Below are 26,263 nucleotides of genomic sequence, written 5' to 3'. Positions count from 1 at the left end.
TATAGATGAAAAGACTTTCTTTAGCAATACAAATCTTCGCTATGGCGGTTCTGAGCTTTGCATCTCTGCATGTCTCCGCACAAGCCGCTGCTAAGAATTTTGTGATTGTCAAACCCGATCAAGTGATGTGGGGCGATCTGCCTGCAGGCGTAAAGACTGCAGTGTTATTCGGTGATCCTAGTAAGCCTGGAATGTATGTTGTTCGTAATATCTTTCCCGAAGGCATTATGAGTTCACCGCATTCTCATTCTGAAGATCGTTTTGTTACAGTCATCAAGGGAACTTGGTATGCAGGTACTGATGCTAGTTGGGATCCAGCGACTACGGTTGGCTTGCCAGCAGGCAGTATGATGTTTCATCCTGCAGGTGTAGTGCATTTTGATGGTGCTATGAAGGGGGCTACAGAGATCCAAATCATGGGTATGGGCCCAGTGAGCACAACCCCTGTATATAAAGATGCACCCCGTTTTGGAATGCCTCGTAAGTTGAATTAAGTTTTTCATCACACGGAAAGACAAAACCCCAGAAATTGCTCTGGGGTTTTTATTTGCTGAGCTCGTGTCGACTCAGAACCTTACATTTACCTAGGCAGCAATTTTGCTGGGTACTTCTTCACTAACGGAGTGCCGAATCAGATAGTCAAAGGCTCCCAGTGACGCTTTGGCACCTTCACCCATGGCGATAATGATTTGCTTATAAGGAACGGTAGTGCAATCTCCCGCAGCAAATACGCCAGGCACTGATGTTTCTCCTTTTGCATCCACGATGATCTCACCACGAGGCGAAAGATCGACTGTACCTTTGAGCCATTCACTATTTGGCAACAAGCCGATTTGAACAAAGATGCCTTCCAGCGCAAGAGTTTGCTCAGCATTGCTAATGCGATCCTGATAACGCAGGCCATTCACCTTGCTGCCATCACCCAACACTTCTTTTGTCAAAGCACTTTTAATGACGGAGACGTTAGGCAGGCTAAATAATTTCTTTTGCAACACGGCATCAGCCCGCAATTGGTTATCAAACTCAATCAGGGTAACGTGACTCACAACACCAGCTAAGTCAATCGCGGCTTCAACACCCGAGTTACCACCGCCAATCACTGCTACACGCTTGCCTTTAAATAGAGGGCCATCACAATGTGGGCAGTAGGCGACACCTTTGTTGCGATATTCTTGTTCGCCTGGAACATTCATTTCTCTCCAACGTGCACCGGTGCTGATGATGACAGATTTACTTTTCAATACCGCGCCATTAGCGATCTCTACTTCAATGCCATCGCCTGTCTTACGCAAAGCGCTAGCACGTTGTAAGTTCATGATGTCCACTTCATAGTCTTTCACGTGCTGCTCTAATGCTTGCACGAGCTTTGGTCCCTCGGTATGAGATACAGAGATAAAGTTCTCAATACCCAAGGTATCCATGACTTGACCGCCAAATCGTTCGGCAAGAATGCCAGTGCGGATGCCCTTACGCGCCGCATAGATTGCAGCAGCAGCACCAGCTGGGCCGCCACCGATGACTAGTACATCAAAATTATCCTTAGCATTGAGTTTGGCTGCATCCTCTTCGGCACTACCAGTATCGAGTTTGGCAATAATCTCTTCTACACCCATACGTCCTTGACCAAATACTTCGCCATTGAGGATAACAGTGGGGACAGCCATGATTTGGTATTGATCTACCAAATTCTGATAGATGGCGCCATCAATCATTTCATGCTCAACATGAGGATTGAGGGCTGACATTAAGTTCAAGGCCTGAACCACGTCAGGGCAGTTATGGCATGACAAAGAAATAAAAGTCTGGAAGCGGAACTTTCCATCTAGCTTGCGTACACGCGCAATGATGTCCTCTTCGACTTTAGGTGGGTAGCCACTGGCTTGCAAAATTGCCAAGATAAACGAGGTCATTTCATGACCCATTGGGATGCCCGCAAAAGTAATGCGTGCATCTTCACCAGTCTTACTGACAGTAAAGCTAGGCACGTTTGCCGCTTCACCATCCGTCTTGACAGTAATTTTGTCTGATTGCTCAGCCACTTCATTTAAAAGTTCTAGCATCTGGACGGCCGCAGGGCTTTCATCTAAGCTGGCTGTGAGCGTAATTGGAGCAACGATTTTTTCGAAGTATGCTTTTAATTGGGTTTTGATATTGTCATCTAACATGGTGCATCCTTTATTTCAATTTCAGTGAGTCTATTGGGCAGGATCTGATCCTCTCCAATAGACTCTCCGGAGAGAGTCTGATTGGTTATAGAGTGAGATCTATTTAGATCTTGCCTACGAGGTCCAAAGATGGAGTCAAAGTCGCTGCACCTTCTTTCCATTTCGCTGGGCAAACTTCGCCTGGGTGAGCTGCTGTGTATTGAGCAGCTTTTAGCTTGCGCAATGTTTCAGAGACATCACGTGCGATTTCATTGGAATGAATTTCAGCAGTCTTGATCACGCCTTCTGGGTTGATAACGAATGTGCCGCGCAATGCCAAGCCTGCTTCAGGAATGTGTACGCCAAATGCATTGGTCAATGTGTGAGTTGGGTCACCAACCAAGGGGAACTTGGCTTTACCAACTGCGGGAGAAGTTTCGTGCCAAACTTTGTGTGAGAAATGAGTATCTGTTGTAACGATATACACTTCAGCGCCTAATTTTTGGAATTCAGCATAGTTATTAGCCGCATCTTCAATTTCTGTTGGGCAGTTGAATGTGAATGCTGCTGGCATGAAAATCAAAACTGACCACTTACCTTTGAGAGATTCATCAGTAATAGTGACAAACTTACCGTTGTGGAAAGCTTCGGTTTTAAATGGTGCTACGGTGGTGTTGATAATAGACATAGTGCTCCTCTTGTTGAATAAATTGGGTTAATCAAACTGCTAATGTTTTGACAACGGAGTCCATTCTAGGGGCTATCTGTATATTTGTATAATGAATAATTTAGATAGAAATAATCGATTTTATTGATAATAAAACATCGCCATAATGCAATCCGCAGATAATGGCATCCTAAGCGCCTAAATGCCTATTTCAACGCCTTTTGAAAGATCTTTCTCGATATGTCAATTCAACTTACAGCTTTCATCCGGTTTATTTCAGCAATTGCCTGTGGCTTATTGTTGCTAACAGGCTGCCAATCGACCGGTAAGGATGGCAAGCCGCTGACTCAAGCTGAAATTCTTCAGAAACGACAGGCAACGCTCCAGATGGCTAAAACGGGTCTGGATGCTTTGATCAAGCAAAACCCTAAAGTAAAAGAAGATATTGAAAAGGCACCGGGCTATGCCGTCTTTAGCACTACCAATGTGAATGTTGTCTTGATCGTAGTGGCGCGGGGTGAGGGCGTCTTGTATGACAAACGTCGCAAAGAGCCAGTATTTATGCAGGCTTTAAAAACAGGTGAAGGATTGGGTGCAGGCTATCAAGATCAATATCAAATTGTGGTTTTTAAAACGACTGCAGCAATTGACCAATTTTTATTAACATCGATTGACGGGCAAAAAGGCGGTATCGATGTGGATGCTAATTTTTCAGCAGGCTCTGGTGGAACGATTCGCTCTTTCAACCCAGATATCACCTTTTATACAGTCGGTCTCTCCGGCTATGACTTGCAGGCTAACTATGGCGGCACCTTATATCTAGTGGATCAGCAGTTGAATGACGCCGCTACGCTCAAGAGCCTGACGAGTAAGGTCCCCGCAGCAAAATAAGCACGAAAGCCTATGCTGGGATCTACTGGTATTTCTCTATAGTAAGACCCCAAAACGAGAGTAGATTGGTGTCAATATCCATCGCGTCTCTCTCACTGAAAGGGGTTGTTATGAGCAAAAGTCCACAAAAGGCTATTGATGCAACTAGGGTTGTCGGTCGCGTAGCCATGGAGAGTGCGCAAGCGATTGCACAAATCAATCAAAAGGCTACTGAAGAGTTTGCAGAGCTTATTCAGAAACGGGTTGCTGAGTTAATGAAAGCTCAGGATCCTAAAACAGCTTTTGACTTTATTCATGCTGAAGTGTTGCAAGATGCTGCTAAAGAGGTGGCTCATTATCACCAACAGCTACTTGATGTATTGAGAAGTGGTAATAAAGAAATGGCAGATATCGCGGAAGTGATGATTCAGGATTCCAAGACGGACCTCATTCATTTTGTGAATGATGCTACTAACAATGCACCCGCTGGTAGTGAAGCGTATGTTTCGGTATTTAAAACCTCGTTTAATAACGCTCTGCAAAACTTCGAATTAGTCCGTGCTGCTATGGCAGATTCATTTAGTCATTTTGAAAAAAGCGTCGAGAGTATGACTAGTTTGACGACTGCTCAAGGTGCTTCCAAGAAGAAGTCTTAGAAGCGGTGTTTAAAACAGCCCTGACGCTAGTATTGCTGTTGGAAGTGAAGGGCGGTTTGGATGGTTTGAAAATGAATCTCGACGGTAGATTCGATTTCCTTGCCATAACCACCAGCCATCGAGAATGCCAGGGGTATTTGTTTATCTAGGGCGTATTGAAAGATCGTTTCATCTCTGAGACGCATACCTATTTTGCTGAGCTTGAGTCTGCCCAAGCGATCTCCTTCATGAGGATCAGCTCCTGCAAGGTAAATGACAAAGTCTGCTTTAAAGCGAGAGTCTAATTTGTCAAGGCATTGATTGAGGGATTCAAGATAGGTTTGATCATCGCATCCATCGGCAAGACCCAGATCAAGATCGCTACTTTCCTTTTTAAAGGGAAAATTATTTTCACCATGCATCGAGAGAGTAAAAATAGAGGCATCGTGCTGAAGAATGGATGCTGTGCCATTACCCTGATGAACATCTAAATCAATAATGGCGATCTTGAGGTGCGGGCTGATTTCTTTTTGGAGTGTGCGAGCGGCAACTGCGGAATCATTAAATACGCAAAATCCGCTGCCAAGATTTCGGTAGGCGTGGTGTGTGCCTCCAGCAAGATTCCCAGATATGCCTTCACCTATAGCAGTCTTAGCTGCGGCGATAGTGGCCCCAGCGGAACGTCGTGAGCGTTCCACCATTTTTTCGCTCCAAGGAAAGCCAATCTCTCTTTGCTCTTCAGGACTCAGTTTGCCCTCGATGACTTTCAGAAGATAGCTCGGGTCATGTGCATAGAGAAGTTGTGTATCGCTTGCGGCAGGTGCTTCAAGTAACTCCAGCTTAGCAAGCGAGCCGACTAAATCCCGCAAGCGGGAATACTTCTCCATTGGAAAGCGATGTCCCGATGGCAGTGGTAATACAAAATGGTCTGAGTAATAAGCTTTCAAAGACGCTTTCTGAGAAGTCTCTAAATATCGCTGGAATATTGCTCTAGAAAATCTAGGGATACTTTTTCTAAGGCTTTGATGTTGGTGCTCTCTAATTTAATTAACGGTGCGCAATGAGCCTCTACTGCTTCGAGCCAGCGGTTGATGCATAGACACCATTGGTCTCCTGCAACAAGACCAGGAAAGCGATATGCAGGCATGGGTGTAATGAGATCGTTGCCACGGCTGAGGCTAAATTGCAAAAAGTCATCATTCACAATTGCGCAGACTAGATGACTACCCACATCCTCTGCATTGGTTTTGCAACATCCATCCCTAAAGAATCCGGTTAGAGGATCAAAAGAACAGGGAACCAAGGGCTGCCCTAAAACGTTAAGGGCGACATCATTACTCATTAATTCTTTCCTTATTAGTGTTTGTAGCTGCTGTATTCAATAACTTGCTTTACCTCTCGGCAAAATTTCCCTTTTTGTGTCACACTTTCTCGGTCAATATCGCTGACTAAAACCAATTTTGCAGTAAAACCAGATTTCACGGGCAAGCAATGAGAATCGAAGACACCGACCCAGCAAGACACGCGGGTATCGAATACCCAATGGAGGTTGGCGCCCCTGTTTTCGCCCCTATCAAAGTAGTCGAAGAAAAAGATAAAGCGGTAAATGTGGCACGTCAAAATGCCAAGCAAGAGTACGAGCGCATCATGGAGCAGGCTGAGGTGTTGATGAAGCAGGCGAGGGCCTTGCAGGCAAGGCTCGATGCAACAGAGATGGTGCACAGTGCAAAATTTAGCTTCAATCCCATTCATGGAAAAATTTACCACCTGTATTACGACAACAGAAATTCAACGAACGTTTTGATACAGAATGGACCTAAAGAGTGGAGCTGCGGCATTCCGGATGGTTGGACATATGCCATGGCAGTAAAGAAGCTGGGAGACAGTACTTGGGCGGTGATAGAAGAAAGCGCCCTTGTTGTATGATATTTTTTCTCATAACAAATACAAATAGGTGACATGTGACAAAAGCAAGAGTAGTGAGTCTGGATAAACTGGGTGGCGCAGACGTCATTCAAGTGATTGATAAAGAATTACCTCCACCAGCAAAGGGCGAAGTGCAGATTCGTCAGACAGCGATTGGATTTAATTTCATCGACATTTATCAGCGCTCTGGTTTTTACCCGCTTGAATTACCTACGGGTCTTGGTCATGAGGCTGTTGGTGTGGTTGAGTCTTTGGGTGAGGGTGTCACTGGTTTAAAAGTAGGCGACCGTGTCATGTATATGAATGCAGGTATTGGTGCATACGCTAGTGCACGCAATGTCGCTGCTGATAAATTAGTCCCAGTGCCCGACAATGTTTCAGATGAAGTTGCTGCTGCAGTCTTCTTTAAAGCCATGACTGCTCAATACCTTGTGCAAAAGACTTACAAAGTGAAAGCCGGTGACATCGTATTGGTACATGCTGCTGCTGGTGGTGTTGGCCAAATTTTGGCTGGCTGGGCAAAAGGTTTGGGTGCTTTTGTGGTCGGCACAGTTGGTTCTCAAGCAAAAGTTGCTGCAGCTAAGGCAGCGGGATGTGATGCTGTTGTCGATTACTCCAATGCCAATTGGGTGGAGGAAGTATTGAAGGCGACGGGTGGCAAAAAAGCCAATGTGGTTTATGACTCTGTGGCTAAAGATACCTTCTTAGGTTCTTTAGATTGCGTAGCCCCTTTTGGTACGCTTGCACTCTTTGGTGCCGCTTCCGGTCCTGCCCCTGAAATTCAGCCAGAGATTCTTAATAAAAAAGGTTGCCTATTCTTAACAAGACCATCAGTGTTTCCTCATAACGCGACTCATGCGTTGTTGCAAGAGAACGCTAAAGCGGTATTCGATGCCATTGCTAAGGGTTATGTCAAAGTGCAGATCGGTGCGAAGTTTCCACTAGAGCAGGCGGCTGATGCACATCGTGCCGCTGAAGGCAGAAAAGTATCTGGCGCCATTGTGATGATTCCTTAAGTGGAAGTAGAAGTTGATTAGCACAAGCCCCGTTCTTACGGGGCTTTTCATTTGTATCAAAGCACGCTTGTCACAAAAATACAAAGTATTTGGCCCTAAGAATTGGTGCAGTGCCGTATAAGAGGCTTGCTCAGCCCTGATACCCAATTTCGGATATAGTTTTCTTATTCACATAAAAGATCTTAGGAGACAAAACCATGGGAAGCGCTTCATTTAAGAAAACGATTGCAAATACTTTATTGCTGCCAATATTTTTGGCTGGCAGCAGCTTTGCTTTGGCTCAAACTGCTACAAGCGCAGGCGCACAAGGTAAGACAGAGCTTTTATGGTTCGGTCAGGCCGGATTTCGGATTAAGTCTCCTCAAGGCAAGATGATTTTGATTGATCCGTGGATCACCGGCGGACCAAAAACTCCCCCACAGTACAAAAATGATTTAGCTACAATTGGCCCAATTGATTTGGTATTGGTAACTCATGCGCACGTAGACCATATTGGTGATGCACCCGCAGTAGCTAAAGCAAATAACACAAAGTTGTACGGCCCTGCTGATATGGTGACACCATTAATTACATTGGGGATCTTGCCCGCTGATCTCGGCTGGCGTTTTAATAAAACTGGTCGTGTAACTCCATTGCCAGGTGTAAAGGTAACTGCAGTTCAGGCTGAGCACTCTTCTTTACTGGTTTGGAAAAATCCGGCTACTGAAAAGATGGAATCACATCCCGCAGGCGAAGCAATGGGCTACATCATTGAACTTGAAAATGGTTTCAAGATTTGGCATATGGGCGATACCGGTTTATTTAGCGATATGAAGTTCATCAGCGAACACTACAAACCAGATTTAGTGTTGATTCCGATTGGTGGCAACTTCACTATGGCGCCAGACGATGCGGCTTATGCATTAAAAACTTGGATCAAACCTAAGATGGTGATTCCAATGCACTACAACTCCAATCCGATGACAAAAGGCACGCTTGCTGAATTCCAGGCGGCGATGAAGGGAAGCAATATCAAGATTGTTCCGATGACAGAAGGTGAAACAGTCCAGTTTTAAATCGCATTCATAGCAGATAGGATTTTCTTGAATTTCATCTCACCTGAAGTGAGGAGCCAGCTTGCTCCTCACGGCGTTCTCTCGGCTGCAGTCTATCTTGGAAACTTTTTGCTAGTGACTGGGCGCTCACCGTCGGGTGAGCCCACTGGCATCGCCCCTGATATCTGTCGTGAGATCGCCAAACGCTTAGATGTTGAGCTCAAACTCGTTGGCTATGAAACTCAGGATGAGGTGGTTGAATCTGCCGCCAATGGAAAGTGCGGAATGGTATTGTTGGGCTCAGATCCTGCGCGCGCTGAAAAAGTGACCTTCACGCCTGCCTACGTTGAGTTAGAGGCAACGTACCTGGTCTTGGATAATTCGCCCCTTCACGATGTGTCACAAGTAGACCGGCCAGGGATCCGCATCGCCTCTTTTTTTAAGAGTGCCTACGATCTTTGGCTGCAGCGCAATCTGCAACATGCCACCTTGGTTCATGCTGACAGCATTCAAGCAAGCAATGATTTATTTGTGAATGAAAAGCTCGATGCATTAGCAGGCTTGAAAACAGGCCTCATAACTGCCGCTCAGAAAATTCCTGGATCACGGGTTCTCGATGGCCAATTTACTGGAATCCAACAAGCGATTGCAACCCAGAATGCCAATCATGAGGCAGTTCAATTTTTAACTGCCTGTGTAGAGGAATTTATTAGTACGGGTTTGGTCGCTAATTTGATTCAGAAATATCAAGTACAGGGCTTGGCACCCGCACCCCTGAATAAATCTTCTTAAGAAATTGAACGTGAAAAAAATTGCACTAGTCTGTGTTCTGGGATTAACGTTTTTGAGTGCTCAACTTGCTTGTGCGCAAGGAGCAAATTACCCCAATCGTCAAATTAAAATTATTTCACCGTTTGCTACTGGCGGAATCGCTGATGGTTTCTCACGCATCATTGCGCAAGCATTAAGCGAGTCTTATGGTCAACCAGTAATTGTTGAGAACAAGACGGGTGGCGGTGGCAATATTGGCGCTGACTTTGTTGCCAAGTCTCCAGCTGACGGCTACACCTTAATTATGGGCAGTATCGGTACGCATGCAGTCAATCCTTACCTCGTAAAAAATATGCCGTACGACCCGCTGAAAGATTTTGTTCCAGTAGTTTTTGTTCTCGATGCTGAAGGTTTGTTGGCTGTTAACCCAAGTCTTCCGGTGAAAAATGTGAGTGAGCTGATTGCCTATTTAAAAGCGAACCCAGGAAAAGTATCTTATGGTTCAGGGGGTATTGGAACTGCTAGTCATTTAGCAGGAGAGCTTTTTGTAATGACTGCTAAGGTAGACATGACGCATATTCCGTATAAAGGAAATGCCTTGGCGATTACCGATTTAATCGGTGGGCAAACTCAAGTCATGTTTGCAACTATGCCCACCATTCTTCCATATGTGAAGAGTGATAAGTTGCGGGGCTTGGCAGTGACTGGTGCCACTAGAGATCCATCGATGCCCGATTTACCGAGCATTAGTGAAACCCTACCCGGTTTTGATGTTAAAAATTGGATTGGTCTATTTGCGCCAGTAGGAACGCCACCCGCTATCGTCAAAAAACTGCACGATGATGTGAGCAAAATTATGCAGCAGCCAGCTGTGCAAAAAAAATTGGAGTCTGAGGGTGCCAAGTATTACGCTATGACACCTGAGGCATTTGGGGTCTTCCAAAAGAAAGAGTCAGCCCGCTGGGGGAAAATTATTAAAAGCGCGGGTATCAAGCCAGAATAGCGTTTTAGGCATTTAGAGACTTGCCGTTAAACTCCGCTTATAATCTCGTAAGCAATTGAATTAAAAGAGATTATTCTCAAAAATCCCTTTCTGTACGTTTGACAGCCTGTAGGGGCTCTTGGACAATGCGTTTGGCGGTTTGATTCATGCCAAAACACTCATGACAGCCCATCTTTCCCCAACTTCCAGTCAATCTAGTCAAGCGCTTGAAGCACGCGCTTTGGCCTGTGTGCGTGGCGACAGAAGCTTATTTTCTGGTCTGAGTTTTCGGCTTGTTGCTGGTGACTGCCTGCATGTTCGTGGTGAAAACGGGGTTGGTAAAACGAGTCTATTGCGTCTCTTGACTGGCTTATCTAAGCCTGAGTCTGGTGAAGTGTTGTGGAATACACAATCCATCTTTTCTGAGTCAGCTCACTATCATCGCGAATTATTATTTTTAGGTCATCGTGATGCGCTCAAAGAAGAGTTAAGCGCTCTCGAAAATTTGCAAATGTATGCAGCACTCGATGATGTCAAGCTTTCTCTTGATCAGGCATTGGCTGCTTTGTGGCGTTTTGGTTTGCGTGGCCGTGAAAATTTACCAGTGCATTATTTATCAGCAGGACAAAAGCGCAGAGTCGTCATGGCGCGGATGTTGACGCGTCAAGCGCGTCTATGGATTTTGGATGAGCCATTTAATGCCTTAGATAGCAATGCCGTTGCTGAACTAGAAAACTTGATTGCTGAGCATCTTGCTACTGGTGGTTTGCTAGTGCTGACGAGCCACCAGGCTATAAACCTCCCTCATGTGAAGGTGCTGGACTTATGAGCGCCTTATTTGCCATGATTCAACGAGATTTGCTCTTGGTAATGCGTCGCAAGAGTGAGGTGCTGACGGCATTATTTTTCTTTGTCGTGGTGACAAGTTTGTTTCCTTTGGGCATTGGTGCGGATGCCGCGCTCCTTCGCAAAATCGCTCCAGGCGTAATCTGGGTTGCTGCTTTGTTGGCCACCTTACTGGGCTTGCATCGGATGTTTGCGGCCGATTACGCTGATGGGGCTTTAGAGCAAATCGTTCTCTCACCGCAGCCGATGGTTTTATTGATTGCTGGGAAAATCATTGCGCACTGGCTTGTTTGTGGCTTGCCATTGGTCATTTTGGCGCCAGTGATTGGGATTCAGTTTGATCTTGATCCAAGCTCCCTTTATGTATTAATGGGAACTTTGTTACTGGGCACCCCGGTACTCTCGCTATTGGGCTCTATTGGCGCAGCCTTAACTCTGGGTGTCCGGGGTGGGAGCGTATTGATGAGCTTGTTGATCCTGCCCCTCTATATTCCCGTGCTGATTTTTGGCGCTGGGGCAGTATATGCCAGTAGTGTGGGACTAGAGACTTCTGGACATTTTTCCTTGTTGGGCGCTTTATTGATTTTGGCTTTAGCATTTGTCCCTTGGGTTAGTGCTACCGCTGTAAAGATTGCGATTGAATGACTGATACAAATAATTTTTCTAATAACCGCCTTATGAACTGGTTTAAGTTATCAAGCCCCAGTACCTTTTATCCGTTAGCGGGAAAGCTGATTCCACTCTTTTGGGTATTGACTGCTATCTTTGGGGTAGCCGGTCTTTGGGTCAGTTTCTTTGTGGCACCAGTGGATGCTGTTCAAGGCCAGGGCTATCGCATTATCTTTGTTCATGTGCCAGTTTCTTGGATGTCGATGTTCATCTACGTAGTGATGGCAGCATGGGCAGGTTTGGGACTGATTTTTAATACTCGCCTATCAGCCATGATGGCACAAGCGCTAGCACCCATTGGTGCTTGGATGGCTTTTCTATCCTTGTGGACAGGTGCATTCTGGGGTAAGCCCATGTGGGGTGCTTGGTGGGTATGGGATGCACGCCTCACTTCAGAGCTGATTTTGTTATTCCTCTATTTAGGTTTCATTGCCTTACAGGCTTCAATCGATAATCCGCGCAGAGCAGATAAAGCGGGCGCGATTTTGGCTTTGGTCGGTGTGGTCAATGTGCCCATTATTTATTTTTCAGTGAAATGGTGGAATACCCTCCATCAAGGCGCCTCAGTGTCTTTGACTAAGGCTCCAGCCATGGCACAGACCATGTTGCTAGGAATGTTATTAATGACTCTGTGCTTCTGGATGTACTCCATTGCAGTAGGCTTAATGCGCGTCCGCACCATTATCCTGGAGCGTGAAGCCCATACGGATTGGGTGAGACAATTAGAAGAGGTGAAAAGCTAATGTGGAATAGTCCAGCAGAGTTTTTTGCAATGGGTGGCTACGCACTCTATGTATGGAGTAGTTTTGGTGTTTGTGCAGCGGTTTTATTGTGGGAGCCTATGAGTATTCGGGTCTGCAAAAAAGCAATTATTCGCAGACTTCAGCAAGAGCGTTTAGCAGAACAGTTTGATCAAGAAAGTAGTCAGTGAAGCCTAGATATAAACGTGCACTCATGATTGTTGCTGCCTTAGTGGTTATTGGCATCGCTGCAATGTTGATTTTGAATGCGCTCAATAGCAATATTGCACTTTATGTCACCCCAAGCGAAGTGGCTGCTGGTAAGGCGCCACAAGGCCAAGCCTTTCGCATTGGTGGCATGGTTAAGGATGGCTCTGTAAAGCGCGATGGCTTGACAGTTCACTTTGTGATTACTGATCTTGTGAAAGATATTCCCGTGTCATATACCGGAATCCTGCCAGATTTATTTAAAGAGGGTAAGGGCGCAGTTATCCAAGGTCGTCTTAATTCCAATGGTGAATTTGTTGCTAGTGAAGTGCTAGCAAAGCATGATGAAAACTATATGCCTCCCGAAGCAAAGCATGCCCTAGAGCAAGCGCAAAAAAATGGAAGCAATAAATGATTCCTGAGTTTGGGCATTACGCGCTCATTTTGGCTTTATGTATCGCCCTCATTCAAGGGGTCTTGCCGCTTGTAGGCGCTCATTATGGTCGCCGAGAATTCTTAGTTCTCGCTAGACCTGCTGCCCAAACAGTCTTCATGCTCTTGGCAACTGCCTTCGTCATTTTGGCATGGAGCTTTTATGCGAATGACTTTTCAGTACTGTATGTTGCTGAGCATTCCAATTCGCAAATGCCGGTCATCTATCGCTTGGGTGCGGTATGGGGTGGTCATGAAGGCTCTTTATTGCTCTGGATCTTCTTATTGAGTACCTGGACTATTTTAGTAGCTCAACTCTCTAAAGCCTTAGACGAGTTCATGGTTGCTAGAGTGATTGGCGTATTGGGTTTAGTAACCAGTGGATTGTTATTGTTCGTATTAACTACCTCTAATCCATTTGAGCGCTTATTGCCTGCAGCTCAAGACGGTCGCTCGCTCAATCCTTTATTACAAGATCCGGGCTTGGTGTTTCATCCACCGATGTTGTATATGGGTTATGTTGGTTTCTCGGTAGCCTTTGCCTTTGCCATAGCCTCTTTGCTGTCCGGTAGATTAGATGCCGCATGGGCACGGTGGTCACGCCCTTGGACAACTGCTGCATGGGTATTTCTGACGCTTGGTATTGCATTGGGTTCCTGGTGGGCTTATTACGAATTAGGTTGGGGCGGTTGGTGGTTCTGGGATCCTGTGGAAAATGCTTCATTTATTCCATGGCTGGTTGGCACTGCTTTATTGCATTCTTTGGCGGTAACCGAAAAGCGCGGTGGCTTTAAGAGTTGGACAGTGCTGCTCGCTATTACTGCTTTCTCACTCTCCTTGTTGGGAACATTCTTGGTGCGCTCAGGCGTGTTGACTTCAGTTCATGCATTTGCGACTGATCCAAGGCGCGGTATCTTTATTTTGATTTTCTTATCACTTGTCGTCGGCTCTTCGTTGGCTTTGTATGCATGGCGCGCTCCTAAAAATACCTTGGGCGGCAAATTTAGTTTGAGTTCTCGAGAAACCTTTATTTTATTAGGCAATGTGTTCTTGGTGGTTTCAGCAGGATCAGTATTGTTGGGTACTCTCTATCCTTTATTAATTGATGCTCTCCACTTGGGAAAGATTTCAGTAGGCCCTCCTTATTTCAATAGCGTATTTGTGCCGATCATGATTCCACTATTAGTACTCATGGGTATTGGCCCGTGGACCCATTGGAAAAATACTGATCTTCTGACAGTGATCAAGCGTTTATGGCTCGCTGGCTTGGTTGCAGTTCTAGCTGGTGTAGGTATTCCTTTGATGATGGGTGAATTTACTTGGCTCGCTGGACTTGGTTTCTTGTTGGCTTTTTGGGTGATTGCTTCTGGGTGCATGCAAATCGCTCGACAAGCAAAGCTGGGTAAACCAACCCGTTCATTTATTGGAATGCAAGTTGCTCACTTGGGTATCGCGATCTTTGTTATTGGGGTCACGATGGTTGGTGCCTATCAGGAAGAAAAAGATGTGCGCATGTTGGCTGGCGATACTGTCAGTGTGGGCGGTTATCAGATTCAGCTCGTTGGTGTTAATAAGGCGCCCGGCCCGAATTATCAAGCCATGCGTGGCACATTCTTATTAACTAAGAACGGTAGCACTGAAGCAACCCTCTATCCAGAAAAGCGGAGCTATTTTTCCTCTACGATGCCGATGACCGAGGCTGCTATTGATGTGGGTTTAACCAGAGATATTTATGTTTCCTTGGGTGAGGCTATAGACGATCAAGCTTGGGCTGTGCGGGTCTATTACAAGCCGTTCGTAGATTGGATCTGGGGTGGTTGCTTGTTCATGGCCTTAGGCGGCATTCTCGCCATCTCCGATAAGCGCTATCGAATGAGCTTAAGAAGAGCGACACCATGAAGGCTAAATTTTTAATACCTTTATTGCTGTTTGTGGTGCTCGTGATCTTTTTGGCTATTGGTCTTAATCGTGATCCGCATGAAGTTCCTTCCCCTTTGATTAATAAGCCTGCGCCCGCTTTTGAAATTGCTCAGTTAGCACAAGCGAATAAAACATTTTCACCAGCAAGCATGAAGGGTCAAGTTTGGATCTTGAATGTTTGGGCTTCTTGGTGTGTAGCCTGTAGAGAAGAACATCCTGTCTTGGTGGAACTAGCAAAGTCTGGACAGGCACCCTTGATTGGTCTTAATTACAAAGATAAACGTGAAGACGCTCTAGTGATGTTAGAAAGACAGGGCAATCCGTATATGCTTTCTGCATTCGATGCCAACGGCCGAGTGGGCATTGATTATGGTGTGTATGGTGTTCCTGAAACTTACGTGATTGATCAAGCGGGCGTAATTCGCTTTAAGCATATTGGTCCGCTAACCCCGCTTATTTTGAACCAAAAGATTTACCCTTTATTGGCCGAGCTGAAAAAAACATGAAATCTATTTTTTTAGTGCTCGCGTCAGTGTTGTATTTGCATGCCGCTTATGCAAATGATGCCGCACCATTGGCTGATGATCCGGTAACAGAACAACGTCTTATCAGTATCTCTGAAGAAATGCGTTGTCTGGTTTGTCAAAATGAATCTTTAGCTGGCTCTCGTTCGGATTTGGCAAATGATCTTCGTAGAGAAATCCGCACCCTCATTAAAGAGGGTAAGAGCGATGAGCAAATTCGTGCTTTTATGGTTGAGCGCTATGGCGATTTTGTTTTGTATCGCCCACCGGTAAAGCCCATTACTTGGCTGCTGTGGATTGGACCATTTGTGATCTTGGCTATTAGCATCGCTTTCTTAATGTCTTACTTGCGCCGTCGAAATGCGATGGCTTCGACTAAGGTGCTATCTGAAGCAGACAATCAAAAAATCGATGCCTTACTAAATACACTTGGCAAAAATGATCGGGATGGAATCCATGGCTAGTTTCTTCATCCCTGCCTTTTTATTGCTTGCACTGGTATTGTTTTTATTGCTGCGACCATTTATCTTCTCAGGAAAAAATGAGGGCACCTCTCGCCGCCAGATGAATGCTGCGATTTATCGTGAAGAGCTTGATAAATTAGCGGCTGAGCAAGCAGCTGGAACGATTAATGCGCAAGAGTACGAGATGAGCCATGCAGAAATGCGTCAGCGTCTTTTTCAAGATACCAATGAAGAAGATGACAAGGCAGTCATGGGCTCTACTAAAAAAGTAGTCATCGGTGTTTGCGCCTTTATTGTGCTGCTATCTTCTGGCTTGTATTTTTCCTTGGGCGATGTTGTTCGTATTGCTCAACAGGGCGATCAAAAACCCATGAGCCAGGTTGGCGTTGAAAAAATGGTTGCTGATTTTGCCCTCAAGATGGAAAAAGATCCAGATAACCTGCAGGGTTGGGCAATGTTAGGGCGTTCCTATCGAATCTTGGGGCGCAATGAGGATGCTGCAAAGGCATATGGTCGCGCAGGCAGCTTTATCAATAATGATCCAGAGCTTCTGGCAGAGTATGCAGATACCTTAGTAGCCAATGCAAACGGCAACTTCTCAGGAAAGCCATTGCAACTGATCAATCAGGCCTTAAAACTCGACCCCAAGAATTTATTAGCACTTTGGCTTTCGGGAACAGCCTCCTTTGCTAGTGGCAATTACAAGGTGGCAGTGCAAACTTGGGAAAAGCTGGCTCAACAATTGCCGCCAGGCTCTGAAGAGGCGCGGGCGATTGAGAGTTCTATTAGCGAGGCACGCTCTAAAGGTGGTTTAGTGGGCACCAATACTGCGGTTGTTAGTAGTAAGGGCGTTAGTGGAAAGATTGAGATCGTTGCTGGCCTTAAATCTAAAGTGAATCCTGGCGATATAGTGCTGGTAATCGCACGCCCATTAGGCGAACGGATGCCAGTTGCCGTTCTCAAAGCGCCTGTGACTGAATTTCCAATGAGTTTTGCTTTAACCGATGCCTTGGCCATGAATCCAAGCACGCCTATCTCAAAGCTATCCGAAGTTTCTATTGAAGTGAGAATTTCTAAAACGGGTATGGCTAGGGCTGAGGCAGGAGATTTGATCTCTGCAGTTCAAACCGTTAAAGTCGGATCAAATCAAGTTAAGCTATTAGTCGATCAAGTTCGCCAATAAATTGATAGGGTGGCAGTTAGCCGCAAGCAATACACCATAGAGGCCTTATGAATTCTCTAAAACAAAAAATTTACAATCCTGTAGCAATTGCCATTGGCTTTTGCGTATTGCTGATTTCTATTTTTGCTGTCTTGTGGATTCTGGTGCCGCCGCCACCCAAAGCAATTGAAATGGCTACCGGTTTTCCAACGGGTTTGTATTACCAGTTTGGTGAGCGCTTAAAGAAGGAGCTTGCAGCCGACGGTGTCAATTTGGAAGTCAAAACTACTGGTGGAACGATCGATAATTTAGCCTTACTCAGTGACCCCAAGTCTGGCGTAAACTTTGCGATGGTTCAAGGTGGTGTTGCAGATGTTAGTAAATATCCCAATTTAGTTTCTGTCGCAGGAATGTTCTATGAACCTGTTTGGGTTTGGTACCGGGAGCCAGGATTTAAAAATGATGGCGGAAGACTGCAGGTTTTGGGGCAGTTAAAGGGTAAGCGTGTTGCCATCGGTAATGAGGGTAGTGGAACACTGGCGCTTAGTACAGCCCTCTTAAAAATTAGCGGCATTTCTGAAAATGAATTTTCTGCGCAAAAATTAAAGCCGGATGAGGCCTTAGCAAAACTCAATAGTGGGGAACTAGACGCAGCATTTATTGTGGCTGCTGCTGAAGCTCCGATTTTGGAAAAGTTTTACAAAATCCCAGGTATTCGTTTAATGAGCTTTGATCAGGCAGATGCATACACTCGTAACTTAACTTATTTGTCTAAAGTCAGTGTTCCACGCGGTCTGCTTAGTATTGAATACGATCTCCCTCGCCAGGAGATTCAGGTGATTACGCCGACAGCCACTTTAGTGGCGCATGACAATGTGAGTCCCGCAATGATCTCCCTATTGCTCAGTGCCTCTTACGATATTTTGAAGTCTTATTCACGTTTACAAAAGCCAGGAGAGTTTCCTTCTAGTATTGGCATGGACTTTCCACTGCATGTAGATGCCGAAATTTACTTAAAAGATGGACCATCTTTCTTGCATCGCCATCTTCCATTTTGGACAGCAGTATGGGTCGGGCGCTTCGTCAAGATTGTGATCCCGCTACTGGTGATTTTTATTCCCTTATTTACTTATATTCCGTCAGCTAAAAACTTTTTACTACGACTGAAGCTCGCGCAAGTCTACGCAGAGCTACGAGAGCTTGAGAAAAACGCCTTTAACCCAGATCTCAAAGATAAAAATATGAAAGATCTTGAGGCAATTGAAAGGCGGGTGGGTAACATCAAAGTATCTATGATGGATTCAAAAGAGCTGTATGACCTCAAGGGACATGTTGGAGATGTCAGAGCTCGCTTAAAACAGCTATATGCTTAACGGAGACAATATGTATAAAAAATACACTGCTTTAGCAGGCCTACTCATCGGGCTCTTACTATCTTCATTGGCGATTGCTCAGCCTTACCCTAATAAGCCAATCTCATTGGTTGTGCCACAGGCGGCTGGCGGCACGAATGATATTGTTGCTCGCTTAATTGCACCGGCCTTTGGAGACGCTATTGGCTCTTCAGTAGTCGTTGAAAATAGACCTGGTGCTGGCGGTAATATTGGTACGCAAAGTGTGGCGCGTGGAGCAAAAGACGGTTATACCTTGTTGCTCACGATTAATAGTGCACAAGCGATTAATCCTGCCCTCTACAAAAACCCTGGCTTTGATCCGATCAATGATTTTGTTCCTCTCTACTATATTGGGGCTACGCCTTACGTTTTAGTATCACCACCTGGCTCTCCTTACAAAACACTCGCTGATGTGATTTCTGCTGCTAAGAAGAAACCCGGTGAACTTTCATATGCATCTGCTGGCAATGGAACTATCAGCCATCTCTTGGGCGCGATGCTCAATACCAGTGCAGGTGTAGATATGCAGCACATTCCTTATAAAGGTGTAGCACCGGCAATTAATGACGTCTTGGGAGGTCAGGTGCCACTGGCATTTGCTAGTCTGCCATCTGCCTTAAATTACATTAAGGCGGGCAAGCTGCAAGCTATTGCAATTAGTTCAGCCAAACGTTCTAGTGCTGCCCCAGAAATTCCAACCATTGCAGAAACCTATCCTGATTGCGTAGGCGAAGTGTGGGTCGCTTTATTTGCACCGATTGGTGCGCCAGCAGACGCGGTGAAGAAGATTCAGGTGGCAATGGATAAGATGATGGCTAAGCCAGATGTGCGCGAGAAATTGATTGCGCAAGGTTTGGATTTAAGTCCCGTACCACCAGCAAAGCTCAGTAGCCTGCTCAAGGAGGAGTTGGCTAAATGGGCAAAAATCGTGAAGGCATCAGGTGCGCAGCTGGATTAATCTCTGGTAGCTGATTGCCCTAAAATGAAACGATGACTTCAGCCCATTTATCTCCTGCATTAACTCCAGCTAAAGACATCCCGCAGGCTCTGCAGAATGATGGCTTTGCAGTAGTATCTGCTGATACAGTTGCAGAGCTTAGTAAAGCCTCTTTAGTTAATTTACAGAATCTCACTCAGTATTGGGAAGGCTTACCACGTGACCCTTATCTCAAGGATGGCGGTCGTTATCGTTTTCGTCGTCACGCCAGTTACGAGATTAAAAATAATGCACTGACTTTAGTGCCTCATCGTGCGCATTGGCAGTCGCTTGACTACAACGCATTACATGGCGGCCTTGAGCGTTGGTTTGAACCTATTCAGGCAAATGTCCTTGATGATTCAGCATGGCAGGCTGTACTACTTGGCTTGGCAAATGTATTCAGTAGCATAAAGCCCGTCACTACTTGGTTTGTGGAAGCCCATCAATTTCGGATTGATACCACCGATGGAATTGGGCGCCCAACGCCAGAGGGGGCGCACCGTGATGGCGTAGATTTTGTCGCTGTATTTTTACTAGATCGGGTTGGTATCAAAGGTGGTGAGACCAGGATATTCGATGCTAAAGGCTCTGCTGGTTTACGCTTTACTTTGACGCAACCCTGGTCATTGCTCCTCATGAATGATGAGCGCATGATCCATGAATCCACGCCAATTCAGCCACTGGCAGACTATGGCTATCGCGATACCTTAGTCCTCACTTATAGGTCAAACGGTTTTCAAGACTCACCGCATCGTAGTCAGCAGTAAATTACTCTGCTTCCATGCCAGCTGCTTTAATAGCTTGCGCCCATTTGGTAGTTTCAAACTTGATTTTTTGACCAAGTGCCTCAGGCGTTCCAGGTTGAGATTCAAAACCTATCGAAGCAAATCGCTCAGTTAAATCTTTAGATTTAGCAGCATCATTGATAGCCTTATTGAGCTTCATCACCGCATCTTTGGGCATGCCGGCAGGACCAAAGGCTGCAAAGAAAGCAATCAATTCATAGTTCTTGATTCCTAATGCTTCGTTCACGGTAGGTAACTCTGGAATAGCAGGCGAGCGCTTGAGTGAGGTCACTGCTAGACCACGAATTTTTCCTGCTTGCACTTGAGGCAAGGTTACTGCAAAGTCAGCAGTAAACATATTGACTTGACCACCAATTAAATCGGTCATGGCATTGGGGCCACCCTTATAAGATACGCCAGTCATTTTGATGCCAGTAGCATTGGCTAACATTTCTGATGAAACCCGTTGTGATGTACTGGCATAAGCAAAGGTCATTTTTCCAGGATCCGCTTTTGCTAGGGAGACAAAACCATTCAGAGATTTCACCGGAAGATCATTATTGACTGCGACGATGAGTGGCACTGAACCAAAGTAACCAATTGGCGTAAATGCAGTGTCTTGGTTATACGGTAAATTTTTGACCAAACTTTTGAGCGCTGCATTAGTACTATTCGTGCCAAATAAAAGGGTATATCCATCGGCAGGAGATTTGGCCACTACGTCTGCCCCAATCATGCCGTTTGCGCCAGGGCGATTTTCGATGACAACAGCTTGACCGAGAGACTCGGCCATTTTGGCTGCGAATGCTCGTCCAATTTGATCGGTAGCACTACCGGGTGCAAATGGAACAATAGCCTTAATGGGTTTTGAGGGGTAGTTATCAGCCAATACTAAAGTGCTGGTAAAGCCAAGGATAAGACCAATGTAGCAGCTCAGAATCCGTATTTTTTTCATCTTGTCTCCATCTTCTTTTCATTAGTGTAGCGGGTCTTGGAGGGCTTGGGCGAGTAGAATAGGTTCACGTTTTTACTGATATTTTATGCGCTTTCGATCGGCTGGCTATACCCCTCTTATGCTTATGGCGCAAACCTGTGCTTTACTGGGTTTCGCCTGTTATGCCGTTGTCCTCACCCCTTTGCAAGAGGAATGGCATTTAAGTAATCTTCAATCAGGCTTGATTGCTAGTGCTTTCTTCTTTGGTTATATGCTTGCCGTACCTCTGGCTACAGCATTAACCGATCGCATAGATGCTCGTAAGGTATATCTGGTTGGCGGTCTTTCTGCGACCTCTGGTTTATTGGGAATGAGTCTCTTTGCCAGTAATTTTTGGACAGCGATGTTCTTTATGGCAATCAATGGTGCAGGTCTTGCGGGGACCTATATGCCAGGCCTTAAAATTTTGTCTGACCGAATTCAGTCTGGTGAGTTGACACGTCACATTGCTTTCTATACGGCCTTCTTTGGAATTGGTACTGGCTTTTCTTATTTATGTTCTGGCTGGATATTGAGTGCACTAGGGTGGCACTATGTATTTGGCATCATTGCTCTAGGACCGTTTACTGCATTTCTGATTGTCTTGATATTCATACCGCCACTTGCGCATGAGCAATGGAAAGGACCTATCCAAATCCGTTTGCGCGACATCTTTCCAGTGGATAAGTGGAAGTTAGTGCTGCAAAACAAAAAGGCCTCTGGATTTATCTTTGGTTACACCGCTCACTCCCTTGAATTATTTGCCTCTCGAAGTTGGCTTGTGGCTTTCTTTGCATTTTGTACAGCGGCATCTGGGGAATCCTTTTTTCTAGCTGCCACCACCCTAGCTGGAGTCATCAATTTCTTTGGGGTACCTTCCTCGATTTTGGGTAATGAGATTGCTCTGCGAGTGGGGCGTCAAAAGTGGGTTTGTATTGTGATGCTGACAAGTGCAGTGCTGGGTATTGCGCTTGCTTCCTCCACAGGCCACTCCTGGTGGTTAATTGTGGCTTTAGCAATTGGGCATGCCATTTTTATCATGGCGGACTCTGCTACCTTAACCGCCGGCTTAGTCATTAGCGCTCAAGAAAATATTAAGGGTGCTGCCATGGGATTGCATTCGCTCATGGGATTTGGTGGTGGCTTAATGGGCCCCGCCATTTTTGGTTTTGTGTTGGATATTTCTGGTTCGCGTTCTTCTCAAATTGCTTGGGTATGGGCTTATGTTGCCGTTGTGATGTGGGGAGTTCTTTTTGTAATTTATGAGCGTCGCAATGGCTGGATAGATAAACCAAGTTCATGAGTAATGACGAATAGGCTTAAGAAAAGTTTAGGACTCTAGGTTGAAAAACATCTTCGTTTTAAGACAGTCGATCGCCTACCCAATACGCCAATCCTGCAGAGAGACCTGTTACTACAGATCCCCAGGCAATATCAACGAATGCTAATTTGGTAGGGAAGTCTCGAATGACCGCTAGATTGGTCAGGTCGTAGGTCATGTAGCAAAAAAATCCAAAGAGGGCACCATATTGCAGTGCATAGATCAGAGACTGTTTTGAGAGTGCAGGCGCAATAACAAAAATACAGACGCCTAAAGCATAGAGAAGGTAAAACGCTAAGCCGGCAATGAGCTTGGGTTCGCTAGCCATGAGATCGCCCATTTCCTCGCGATAGAGGTTCTTTGCGATTCCTAAAAGCCACGTTAAATCCACCGCAAGGAGGGTGATTAAAAAAGTGAAGTAGATTCCTAGATACTTGAGCAATTAAGTTCCCCTTTGATCTTTTATAGATTAATAATAAGTATTATCATAGAAAGAGAACGTTATTAGTTCAATTTAAGGGGGTAGATATGTTTAAGCATTTATTAGTACCGGTTGACGGTTCAGAGGTCAGCAAAAAGTCTTTAAAAAAGGTTGCAGAACTTGCTAAGGCAGATGGCGCTGCCGTAACCTTGGTATACGTATCTGATCCATTACCTCCTTTGGTGTATTCCGACAGCTCGATGGGCTACGGAGTCTCTGCAAAAGAGCATCAAAAAGTTTGTGAAGCCTATGCAAAAGATGTTTTCAAAAAGGCAGCTACCAGCCTTGGCGCAAGTATCAAGGCTAAGTCCTTGCATATCTCCAATACAAATCTTGCTGAAGGTATTTTAGATGGCGCCAAAAAAGCAAAAGCAGATGTGATTGTGATGGCTTCTCATAAACGCACCGGTATCAAAGGTGTTTTATTGGGTAGCGAAACCCATGAAGTCATTGTGCACTCTAAGTTGCCTGTGCTCGTGCTTGGTTAAGAACTCAGAATGTTGTTAAAAGAATAGGGTCCCATTGGACCCTATTTGTTTGCGGAGCTAAGGATTACTTGGCTTGATAAGCAAGTGGGCTGCCTAGTAGTAAAACCTCTCTTGTGAGTTGTCCACTTTCGCTATCCCGCATTGACCATAGATCGAGTTGTGTTTTGCTTGAATAGGGGTCGATGTAAACACCATCTTTTCTCAGTTCAAAATGGAGATGGGGTCCAGTTGATCGCCCGGTAGATCCAACGTAGCCAATTTCAAGGCCACGACGCACTTCATTTCCCAACTCAAGTTCTGGATTGTAATTACTTAAGTGCGCATAGAAAGTGCGATAGCCACCCGGATGCTCTAAAACAATCAGATTGCCAAATGCGCCGTTATAGCCAAGATGCGCTACTTTACCGTTGGCTACACTGAAGATTGGTGTGCCAATCGGCGCTGCGTAATCAATTCCCATATGGGTGCGATAGCGCTGCTTAGCTGGTGCTGGTTGGACAACGGCAGTATTACTCTTGGGGCGTTTCGCTTTGCCGGCGCGGACCATACCCACCCCGCGGGAGATGCGTCGATAGCTTAGTGGGTTAGTCCAGAAGGAGCGCTCAAGGGATTCACCGCCACTGGTAAAGAAGCCGCCAGGTATATCACTCCGTTCGACCCAAAAGGCGCTAGCAAATACTTCTTTATTATTCGGATCGATAATCTCAACAGCCCAAATCTGTGCCCATCTTTCGCGGTCACCAAAGTCGATAATGAGTCGTACAACGCTATTAGTATTTTCAAGCGAATTATTGTCCTCTGGGTAAATCTGCTTGATGATGGAGTTCAGTTCCCAGACTAATTCCACTGGTAACTTATCGCCTAGTTTGCGTGGGTCATATAAAACTTCTCTTAAAGGCACCCGAATTTCTGTCAGGTTTTTAGATTCATTTCTGAGAAGATCTTGTTGTACTAAGAATCCACCAAAAGCAGATGGTGTAAATGTCCAAACTTCCGTTTTATCATCTTGTACAGGACCATTCATAATACTTAATGAATCAAAACGATTGCGCGTTGTAAATGCCACTGCATACGGAATGCAATCGCCCCGCATCTTGTCAAAAAATCCTTTAGTCTGATTTTTAAAGAACTCAGAAAATTGGCGATTATCAATACCGATGCTTGATGGCAAATTAGCATCATTAAAGCTGCGCCGTAGACATCCCTGCATGACTCGATAATCCAAGTTGGCATCGCTATCGAGCATGAGTTCACTAGGATCTTTTCTTTGGATGACCGATGGATTCAAGCTCATGCTATTGATCTTTGAGCTAGACCCTGCGGATTTATCTTTAAATCCTACTTGCTTCGTGTTTTGAACATACACTTTGGTACGGCTTTGATTTGATTTTTGGGTCTGACTAGTCTGCGCATGTACTATGGGGCTCAATCCAATAGAGAGGCTGAGTAAGCTATTTCCCAGTAGGAGCGCTATCCCTTTGACGAGGCGGTAATGAGCGGTTACTTTTCTATTCACTATGCAATTATCTAATAATGTGGACCGCCACCCTGATAATTTTGTTGTGCTGCAATAAATTAACCCCACAAATGACGTAAACCCAGTATTTCAATACTGGCTACAATATTTTTTTTTATGAAGGAGTTCGGATGCCGATCATCGAGTCTGTGCAAGTCACCTCAGTGGCTGTACCTTTGGATAAAGTCACCTCATTTTCAACCCGGACCGTCTCTGAGCGTCACTATTGCTTAGTTAAAGTTCGCGGTAAGGATGGTAATGAGGGAATTGGTTTTTGCTATGTTGGTAGCGCTGGCGGTGATATTGCGAAGATTGCTGTTGAGCAATTACTTGCGCCCAAGTTGATTGGTCAAAATAGTCATCGGAGCGAAGGCCTGTGGATGGATATGTATAACGAATCCATTTTGCAGGGACGCACTGGTGCTGTGATGCGCGGGATCTCTATTTTAGATACGGCACTTTGGGATCTCAATGCTCGAGCTGCCGGTTTGCCTTTGCATCATTATCTTGGCTCAGTAGTAGATGATCGCGTACCCGCTTATGCCAGCGGCGGTTATTACTTAGAAGGTAAGACCCCTGCCAAGCTTGGTAAGGAAATGGAATCCTACGTTAAGCAGGGCTTTAAAGCAGTCAAAATGAAAGTAGGGCGCCTCTCTCCTGCTGAAGAAGAGGCGCGCGTCAAGGCTGCACGCAAAGCAATTGGAGACGACATTCTGCTGACTTTGGATGCGAATAATGCTTGGCGTGATCTGCCTACTGCGTTGGAGTATGTCAGACGCTTTGAGGCTTACAACCCTTATTGGATTGAAGAGCCTTTTTCACCTGACGCGATTGATCTGCATGCTGCTTTAGCACGTCAAACCAAGATCAATGTAGCGACCGGTGAGATGGAGGCAGGTCGTTGGCGCTTTAGAGAGTTGATTGATGCTGGTGGTGCAGCGATTTTGCAATCTGATGCAGCGGTTTGTGGCGGTATTACGGAGTGGCGCCGTATCTCTGCTTATGCCGATGTTAAGGGCATCACTGTTTGCCCTCATTGGATGCATGATCTCCATGCTCCTCTTGTAGCTGCAACACCCAATGCTCGCTTTGTTGAGTTTTTCTTGGATGATCAAGTGCTGAACTTCCGCCGCTTAATTAATAAGCAATTAACATTTAAGAATGGCGATTTGATTTTGCACAAGACTCCGGGACTGGGTTTTGAGTTTGATGAAGCTGCAGTTCAGAAGTATGCTGGCAAAACACCTTGGACCAAGATCTCTTGAGCTTAGTCACATTAAAGTAAGCTAGATACACTGAGTAAAAATAAAGTCCGCA

At 45.5% G+C, this 26,263-nt stretch carries 30 protein-coding genes; 23 read left to right on the top strand and 7 right to left on the bottom strand.

Going from position 1 to position 26,263, the window contains the following annotated elements; translation table 11 throughout:
- The first annotated feature begins 5 nt into the window (after window positions 1–5).
- Complete coding sequence (locus VC178_RS06725; RefSeq protein WP_215318659.1) at window positions 6–494, top strand: cupin domain-containing protein; 489 nt, start codon at window positions 6–8, stop codon at window positions 492–494.
- Between the two features lie 90 nt (window positions 495–584).
- On the opposite strand, the gene ahpF is transcribed toward VC178_RS06725, so the two are convergent.
- A complete protein-coding gene (gene ahpF / locus VC178_RS06720; protein WP_323481993.1) occupies window positions 585–2,165 on the bottom strand; it encodes an alkyl hydroperoxide reductase subunit F in 1,581 nt (526 codons plus the stop codon).
- Window positions 2,166–2,268: 103 nt separating this feature from the next.
- Complete coding sequence (gene ahpC / locus VC178_RS06715) at window positions 2,269–2,832, bottom strand: alkyl hydroperoxide reductase subunit C (protein ID WP_215295565.1); 564 nt, start codon at window positions 2,830–2,832, stop codon at window positions 2,269–2,271.
- Between the two features lie 219 nt (window positions 2,833–3,051).
- On the opposite strand from ahpC, the gene VC178_RS06710 reads away from it, so the two are divergent.
- Window positions 3,052–3,702 carry a hypothetical protein gene (locus VC178_RS06710; protein WP_323481992.1) on the top strand — a complete coding sequence of 217 codons (651 nt, stop codon included), beginning with the start codon at window positions 3,052–3,054 and terminating at the stop codon, window positions 3,700–3,702.
- Between the two features lie 110 nt (window positions 3,703–3,812).
- Window positions 3,813–4,337, top strand: coding sequence for a phasin family protein (locus VC178_RS06705; protein ID WP_323481991.1), 525 nt, complete (start codon window positions 3,813–3,815; stop codon window positions 4,335–4,337).
- Between the two features lie 26 nt (window positions 4,338–4,363).
- Here the strand turns inward: VC178_RS06705 and VC178_RS06700 are convergent, their stop codons facing one another.
- Window positions 4,364–5,263, bottom strand: a complete 900-nt coding sequence (locus tag VC178_RS06700) for a histone deacetylase (RefSeq protein ID WP_323481990.1) — start codon at window positions 5,261–5,263, stop codon at window positions 4,364–4,366.
- A gap of 20 nt (window positions 5,264–5,283) precedes the next feature.
- Window positions 5,284–5,658, bottom strand: coding sequence for a DUF2237 domain-containing protein (locus VC178_RS06695; protein WP_323481989.1), 375 nt, complete (start codon window positions 5,656–5,658; stop codon window positions 5,284–5,286).
- A gap of 149 nt (window positions 5,659–5,807) precedes the next feature.
- On the opposite strand from VC178_RS06695, the gene VC178_RS06690 reads away from it, so the two are divergent.
- The 17 genes from VC178_RS06690 to VC178_RS06610 all read left to right on the top strand — a co-directional run bounded on the left by VC178_RS06690 (window position 5,808) and on the right by VC178_RS06610 (window position 20,149).
- Window positions 5,808–6,242 (top strand): DUF2452 domain-containing protein, encoded by a 435-nt coding sequence (locus VC178_RS06690; RefSeq protein ID WP_323481988.1) that lies wholly within the window; start codon window positions 5,808–5,810, stop codon window positions 6,240–6,242.
- A 35-nt stretch (window positions 6,243–6,277) separates the two neighbouring features.
- Window positions 6,278–7,258 carry a quinone oxidoreductase family protein gene (locus VC178_RS06685; RefSeq protein ID WP_215318646.1) on the top strand — a complete coding sequence of 327 codons (981 nt, stop codon included), beginning with the start codon at window positions 6,278–6,280 and terminating at the stop codon, window positions 7,256–7,258.
- 197 nt (window positions 7,259–7,455) lie between these two features.
- A complete protein-coding gene (locus VC178_RS06680) occupies window positions 7,456–8,313 on the top strand; it encodes a metal-dependent hydrolase (RefSeq protein ID WP_323481987.1) in 858 nt (285 codons plus the stop codon).
- Window positions 8,314–8,340: 27 nt separating this feature from the next.
- On the top strand, window positions 8,341–9,084 hold the full coding sequence (locus VC178_RS06675; protein ID WP_323481986.1) for a transporter substrate-binding domain-containing protein: 744 nt from the start codon (window positions 8,341–8,343) through the stop codon (window positions 9,082–9,084).
- Window positions 9,085–9,094: 10 nt separating this feature from the next.
- Window positions 9,095–10,066 carry a tripartite tricarboxylate transporter substrate binding protein gene (locus tag VC178_RS06670; protein WP_323481985.1) on the top strand — a complete coding sequence of 324 codons (972 nt, stop codon included), beginning with the start codon at window positions 9,095–9,097 and terminating at the stop codon, window positions 10,064–10,066.
- A 118-nt stretch (window positions 10,067–10,184) separates the two neighbouring features.
- Entirely contained in the window at window positions 10,185–10,874 is a 690-nt protein-coding gene (ccmA, locus tag VC178_RS06665; RefSeq protein ID WP_323481984.1) for a cytochrome c biogenesis heme-transporting ATPase CcmA, read from the top strand.
- The gene (ccmB, locus tag VC178_RS06660) at window positions 10,871–11,536 is read left to right on the top strand and encodes a heme exporter protein CcmB (RefSeq protein ID WP_215318641.1); all 666 of its coding nucleotides are present in this window, start codon (window positions 10,871–10,873) and stop codon (window positions 11,534–11,536) included. Before ccmA ends, ccmB begins: the two co-directional genes overlap by 4 nt.
- Window positions 11,533–12,303: a heme ABC transporter permease CcmC gene (gene ccmC, locus VC178_RS06655; RefSeq protein ID WP_215295555.1), complete on the top strand. Its 771-nt coding sequence runs from the start codon at window positions 11,533–11,535 to the stop codon at window positions 12,301–12,303. Before ccmB ends, ccmC begins: the two co-directional genes overlap by 4 nt.
- Window positions 12,303–12,491, top strand: coding sequence for a heme exporter protein CcmD (ccmD, locus tag VC178_RS06650; RefSeq protein ID WP_215295554.1), 189 nt, complete (start codon window positions 12,303–12,305; stop codon window positions 12,489–12,491). The genes ccmC and ccmD overlap by 1 nt, the downstream gene beginning before the upstream one ends.
- On the top strand, window positions 12,488–12,922 hold the full coding sequence (gene ccmE / locus VC178_RS06645; RefSeq protein ID WP_323481983.1) for a cytochrome c maturation protein CcmE: 435 nt from the start codon (window positions 12,488–12,490) through the stop codon (window positions 12,920–12,922). The genes ccmD and ccmE overlap by 4 nt, the downstream gene beginning before the upstream one ends.
- On the top strand, window positions 12,919–14,838 hold the full coding sequence (locus VC178_RS06640) for a heme lyase CcmF/NrfE family subunit (RefSeq protein WP_323481982.1): 1,920 nt from the start codon (window positions 12,919–12,921) through the stop codon (window positions 14,836–14,838). Before ccmE ends, VC178_RS06640 begins: the two co-directional genes overlap by 4 nt.
- Window positions 14,835–15,365 carry a DsbE family thiol:disulfide interchange protein gene (locus VC178_RS06635; RefSeq protein WP_323481981.1) on the top strand — a complete coding sequence of 177 codons (531 nt, stop codon included), beginning with the start codon at window positions 14,835–14,837 and terminating at the stop codon, window positions 15,363–15,365. The genes VC178_RS06640 and VC178_RS06635 overlap by 4 nt, the downstream gene beginning before the upstream one ends.
- Window positions 15,362–15,847: a cytochrome c-type biogenesis protein gene (locus VC178_RS06630; RefSeq protein WP_323481980.1), complete on the top strand. Its 486-nt coding sequence runs from the start codon at window positions 15,362–15,364 to the stop codon at window positions 15,845–15,847. The genes VC178_RS06635 and VC178_RS06630 overlap by 4 nt, the downstream gene beginning before the upstream one ends.
- Window positions 15,840–17,030, top strand: coding sequence for a c-type cytochrome biogenesis protein CcmI (ccmI, locus tag VC178_RS06625; protein ID WP_323481979.1), 1,191 nt, complete (start codon window positions 15,840–15,842; stop codon window positions 17,028–17,030). The genes VC178_RS06630 and ccmI overlap by 8 nt, the downstream gene beginning before the upstream one ends.
- A 47-nt stretch (window positions 17,031–17,077) precedes the next feature.
- Window positions 17,078–18,382 (top strand): TAXI family TRAP transporter solute-binding subunit, encoded by a 1,305-nt coding sequence (locus tag VC178_RS06620; RefSeq protein WP_323481978.1) that lies wholly within the window; start codon window positions 17,078–17,080, stop codon window positions 18,380–18,382.
- 10 nt (window positions 18,383–18,392) lie between these two features.
- Complete coding sequence (locus VC178_RS06615; RefSeq protein ID WP_323481977.1) at window positions 18,393–19,361, top strand: tripartite tricarboxylate transporter substrate binding protein; 969 nt, start codon at window positions 18,393–18,395, stop codon at window positions 19,359–19,361.
- Between the two features lie 32 nt (window positions 19,362–19,393).
- A complete protein-coding gene (locus VC178_RS06610) occupies window positions 19,394–20,149 on the top strand; it encodes a 2OG-Fe dioxygenase family protein (protein WP_323481976.1) in 756 nt (251 codons plus the stop codon).
- 1 nt (window position 20,150) lies between these two features.
- Here VC178_RS06610 and VC178_RS06605 read toward each other — a convergent pair whose 3' ends face one another.
- A complete protein-coding gene (locus VC178_RS06605) occupies window positions 20,151–21,122 on the bottom strand; it encodes a tripartite tricarboxylate transporter substrate binding protein (RefSeq protein ID WP_323481975.1) in 972 nt (323 codons plus the stop codon).
- Between the two features lie 118 nt (window positions 21,123–21,240).
- Between VC178_RS06605 and VC178_RS06600 the strand changes: the two genes are divergently transcribed.
- Window positions 21,241–22,443, top strand: coding sequence for an MFS transporter (locus VC178_RS06600; RefSeq protein WP_323481974.1), 1,203 nt, complete (start codon window positions 21,241–21,243; stop codon window positions 22,441–22,443).
- A 58-nt stretch (window positions 22,444–22,501) separates the two neighbouring features.
- Here the strand turns inward: VC178_RS06600 and VC178_RS06595 are convergent, their stop codons facing one another.
- Window positions 22,502–22,903, bottom strand: coding sequence for a DUF2177 family protein (locus tag VC178_RS06595; RefSeq protein ID WP_215295539.1), 402 nt, complete (start codon window positions 22,901–22,903; stop codon window positions 22,502–22,504).
- 86 nt (window positions 22,904–22,989) lie between these two features.
- Here VC178_RS06595 and VC178_RS06590 point away from each other — a divergent pair, with 86 nt between their 5' ends.
- Entirely contained in the window at window positions 22,990–23,430 is a 441-nt protein-coding gene (locus VC178_RS06590) for a universal stress protein (RefSeq protein ID WP_215295537.1), read from the top strand.
- Window positions 23,431–23,494: 64 nt separating this feature from the next.
- Here VC178_RS06590 and VC178_RS06585 read toward each other — a convergent pair whose 3' ends face one another.
- Window positions 23,495–24,724 carry a M23 family metallopeptidase gene (locus tag VC178_RS06585; RefSeq protein WP_251369969.1) on the bottom strand — a complete coding sequence of 410 codons (1,230 nt, stop codon included), beginning with the start codon at window positions 24,722–24,724 and terminating at the stop codon, window positions 23,495–23,497.
- A gap of 353 nt (window positions 24,725–25,077) precedes the next feature.
- On the opposite strand from VC178_RS06585, the gene VC178_RS06580 reads away from it, so the two are divergent.
- The gene (locus VC178_RS06580; RefSeq protein ID WP_215295536.1) at window positions 25,078–26,211 is read left to right on the top strand and encodes a mandelate racemase/muconate lactonizing enzyme family protein; all 1,134 of its coding nucleotides are present in this window, start codon (window positions 25,078–25,080) and stop codon (window positions 26,209–26,211) included.
- Window positions 26,212–26,263: the final 52 nt, after the last annotated feature.

Source organism: Polynucleobacter sp. AP-Sanab-80-C2, from assembly GCF_035012965.1.
Classification (GTDB): domain Bacteria; phylum Pseudomonadota; class Gammaproteobacteria; order Burkholderiales; family Burkholderiaceae; genus Polynucleobacter.
This window is presented reverse-complemented; position numbering and strand designations above follow the sequence as displayed.